Below are 3,098 nucleotides of genomic sequence, written 5' to 3'. Positions count from 1 at the left end.
TATTTGTGAATGAGGAGCGGGAGCATATCCTGGCTTTGTTTGAGCAAACACTGGATGCTACTTCGAAGGAAGAGCTGGATGAACTGACGCTGGAGGGCCTGGAACTGTTGCAGGAGATTGACTTTGAGAGCACGCCGAATGACGAGGAAGATGATGAGCCCCTGGACGAAGATTTTCTTAAAAGCATAAAATAACCCTAGCTCCTGTCGGGCTCATGGAAATCACCCTAACGACCCCTGCCCTCCTTTTTCCGGCTATTTCGCTATTGTTGCTGGCCTACACCAACCGCTTTCTGGCACTGGCCAATCTCATCAGGAGCCTGAAGAGCCGCTATGCCAGCACACCCAGCCGCGTCGTGTACAGCCAGATCGAGAACCTGCGCATACGCCTGGTGCTGATACGCAACATGCAGGGCTTTGGTATTGCCAGTATATTTGGCTGCGTCTTCTGCATGTTTATACTCTTTGCAGGCTATAGTACAGTTGGCAAATATGTTTTCGGCCTCAGTCTGCTGCTCCTGATGATCTCGCTGGCGCTGGCCCTGCGCGAGACACAGATTTCGGTGAAAGCGCTGGAACTGGAGCTCAATGACCTGGAGGAAACCTCAGGAGCCGGATAGTCCTAAACCACTTAGTGCATAAAATTTACCAGAGGCCTTATAGCTTTCTTGATTTTACAAGAAGTTATAAGGCCTCTGTAATTGTTCCGGTTTCCGCTTCAATTCAGAGCAGTATACCCTAAAACACACCTTTTGGTATTGCTCTCATTCACATACATAAAGTAGAACTTTTTTGCCTTGGCTAAGTATATAACAATTCTATATTAATATATCATTGTTTTATACTCCACAGAAGGCTATACCTCTTTAATTGTTTATTCAACTCTAAATATGCATTGATGAGGCTACATCTACTTCTCCTGCTTGTACTTTCCTGCATTTGCATACCTGTCTATTCAACTCATCTGGCCGGTGGAGATTTTGAACTGCAACATGTCAATGGAAGCACCTACAGGCTTAGCCTCAACCTGTATTTTGATGAAATCAATGGCAGTCCAAGAGCAAGAGATAGCCAGATCAGGGTTTCAATATTTGAAAAAGGGACGAACAGGTTTATCACCTCTGTCACGATGCCGCTTAGAAAACAGACGAATATAAACTACTCGATTATAGATTGCACCACCAACGACCTTAAAACCTCTAAAATCCTGTACTACCAGGACATCGCTCTGGATCCAACAGTTTACACACATGCGGAGGGATATTATGTATCCTGGGAGCGTTGTTGCCGCAATCATACCATTAATAATATTGCTTCTCCGGAATCCGCCGGCCAAACATTTTACCTGGAATTTCCTGCCGTTGTCAGAAACGGAAAACCCTTTATAAACTCATCTCCCAAATTGCCAGAACCACTTAGTGATTATGCCTGTCAGAACGAGCTTTTCTATTACAACTTCAACGGTATCGATCCGGATGGCGACTCCCTGGTTTATGATCTGGTAAGTCCACTAAATGGCTATAGTGTACCAACTGATAATGTTCCATTTGCCAATCCCGCACCTTATCCTGAAATAAGCTGGCTTGCCGGGTATAATAAAGAAAATCAGGTGCCAGGCTCGCCCGCGCTGAACATAGACAGGAAAACCGGCAGGTTAACGGTAAGACCTACCAATAAAGGCCTGTTTGTATTTGGAATTCGGAGCCAGGAGTTCAGAAATGGAGTCAAAATCGGAGAGACCAGAAGGGACATTCAGCTAATGGTAAAGGAATGCCTGCGAAACGAAACGCCCGTGGTTCTTGCTAAAGGTAGCAACAGCACGGGCCTGTACAACCCGGGGCAGGTATACCGGATCAATAAAACAGGTCCGCGCTGCTTAGACATCCTGTTCACTGATCCTGATAAAAATGAACGGCTGGTACTTTCAGCTAAGCCAGTAAATTTTAGCAACAAACACTATAGTTTTTCTGGTCAGACACAAGGTATCGTTAACACAGGAACTACACAGGATACCCTGAAGGCCACGCTCTGCTTTACCGACTGCTTTGACACAGCTGGAAAAACATACCTGCTGGATTTGATAGTTAGTGATTATGGAGACAATGGCTGCGGATTACCACGACAAGACACCCTACGACTTAGTTTAGTAGCAGAGCGGGCCTCAGACAGGCCGCCTGTCCTCTCCTTTTCTACCCCGATAAAGGTTATAGAGGCATTTGAAGGTGAAACGATCCGGTTTGAGGTTATAGGCACCGATCCTGACAACGATTTAGTGACGGTAGCGGGAGCCGGACAAGGCTTTACCTTCAATTCACAAAGTATTGTGTTTAAGGAAAAGAAGGGTACTGGTCGCACCAGCGCAGAATTCAGCTGGCTGATCGATTGTCAAGCGCTGCAACAGCCTTCCTACAAAATTGAATTTATAGCCGCCTCAGGCCCGTGCGAAAAAGTGACCACGTCTGAAATAATAGAAATCAGGCCCAAAAGGAGGAGCATCACCCATAACGCCATCGCTTCTGAGCAACTGATTTGCTACAACAGCATTCCTGCCATCCTAACAGGCAGCCCCCCTGCCGGTGGGACAGAGCATTACACGTACCTGTGGGAAGCAAGCACAACAGGCGCACAAACCGGGTTTTCGCCTGCCGCAGGTAACAACAACCAGCCTCATTATACACCCGCTGCTCTGCCCCAGACTACCTGGTACAGAAGAAAAGTAATGGCAGGGGACTGCAACGAGCATACCAGCTCAGCCATTGCCATCAAGGTAGAGCCCTTACCGGCGGCCCCTCAGGCGACACCCGCCATTACCTGCCCGGGAGGAACCGTAGTTCTGAAAGCGGCTGCACCTGCCGCTGGTTCTGAGCTGGAATGGTATGATCAACCTACCGGGGGGATGCTACTGCACAGAGGCTCTTCCTATGAAACTCCTCCCCTCGATGCTAGCACAGATTTTTATGTGCAGACTGTAAACCGCCATGGCTGTGTCAGTGCCTCCAGAACGAAGGCTTCAGCGACAGTGCTGCCTTCTACAGCAGATGCTGGTGAAGACATAGCCATTATACAAGGCAGAAGGGTAGGACTGAAGGCTAAAGGAGG

2 protein-coding genes and 1 pseudogene are annotated in these 3,098 nt (G+C 47.8%); all 3 read left to right on the top strand.

Annotation, left to right across the window (positions count from 1 at the left end):
• Nucleotides 1–194, top strand: a pseudogene (locus OB13_RS13525) (hypothetical protein); the annotation flags it as partial.
• A gap of 20 nt (nucleotides 195–214) precedes the next feature.
• Nucleotides 215–619 carry a DUF2721 domain-containing protein gene (locus OB13_RS13520; RefSeq protein ID WP_461490698.1) on the top strand — a complete coding sequence of 135 codons (405 nt, stop codon included), beginning with the start codon at nucleotides 215–217 and terminating at the stop codon, nucleotides 617–619.
• A gap of 782 nt (nucleotides 620–1,401) precedes the next feature.
• Nucleotides 1,402–3,098 (top strand): immunoglobulin domain-containing protein (locus OB13_RS13515; protein WP_461490697.1); only part of this gene is annotated, 1,697 nt, incomplete at its 3' end.

Source organism: Pontibacter sp. HJ8, assembly GCF_054824225.1.
The sequence above is the reverse complement of the archived record's forward strand: the minus strand, read 5'-3'. Positions and strand labels throughout refer to the sequence as shown.